2 protein-coding genes are annotated in these 917 nt (G+C 74.9%); both read right to left on the reverse strand.

Going from position 1 to position 917, the window contains the following annotated elements; all coding sequences use genetic code 11:
• On the reverse strand, window positions 1-708 hold a 708-nt coding region (locus tag EF918_RS36145), incomplete at its 3' end, for a TfuA-like protein (protein WP_185922104.1).
• Window position 709: 1 nt separating this feature from the next.
• Window positions 710-917: YcaO-like family protein (locus tag EF918_RS36150; protein WP_148141373.1), on the reverse strand; the 208-nt coding region annotated here is incomplete at its 5' end.

The raw sequence follows: 917 nt of genomic DNA on the forward strand, positions 1-917 counted from the left end.
GCTCCGGACCGCGTGGACGAAGTCGCCGAGGTCAAGGAAGCCGCGGGCGCGCAGGGCCGTCAGGGCGTCGCGCCGCTTGATGCGGGGTCCGCCCCGGTCGTACACGGAGCGGAACGCGTCCAACTCGTCACGGTCCGCGCCCCGGTCGTGCGCAGCCACGAGGACGGTGGCGGTGTCGCGCGCGGTGAAGGGCAGTTCCGCGGCGGTGTCGATGATCGATTCCGCCGTCTCCGGGCCGACGACGCCGGTGCGGCAGGCGTGGTCCACCGCGTGGCGGAGGTCGACCAGGGCCCAGCTCAGGGGCCGGTGGCCGGCGTCCTCGTCGGCGTGGAGCAGCGCGACCTCGTCGTCGCCGACGATCTTCCGGTCGCGGTAGGCGCGGAAGACGGCCCCGATGCCGGTCATCCCGAACGGGGCGAGCTCGGCGGCGCGCAGCGCCCCCATGCTGGAGGCCCCGTACACCTCGACGCCCTGGTCGATGAGCGCGAGGAGTTCCTTGTGGCGGACGGCCCGGGCGTGCAGGAACAGGCCGTCGATGATCAGGAGGCGGTCGCCGGCGCGCAGGCCCCAGTGCAGGACCTGGTGCGCGGCCACCGGCGGGCGGATCTCGGCGGTGGGCAGGTGGTGGCGGACCTCCTCGGCCGTGAGGGTGGGGCCGGCGGTGACGATCGTGCGGGGCCGGTGCGGGGTGGGCGTGTCGGTGGCCATCTCAGTTCCCTGCCTGGTGCGCGAACCGGGCGCCGGGCACGACGACGCGTACGACCGGTATCCGTGCGTGTTCCGGGGTCCACGGGTCCCGTGGGGTGAGGTCGACGCGCAGGACGTGGTGTCCGTCGGCCGCCAGGAGACCGACCAGGTCGGCCAGGTCCGCGTCCAGGTCGCGTCCGGTGGGCTCGGGGGACGGCGGGGCGTGGTGG

Origin of the sequence: Streptomyces sp. WAC06614 (assembly GCF_003949795.1) — a bacterium.
Lineage (GTDB): Bacteria > Actinomycetota > Actinomycetes > Streptomycetales > Streptomycetaceae > Streptomyces.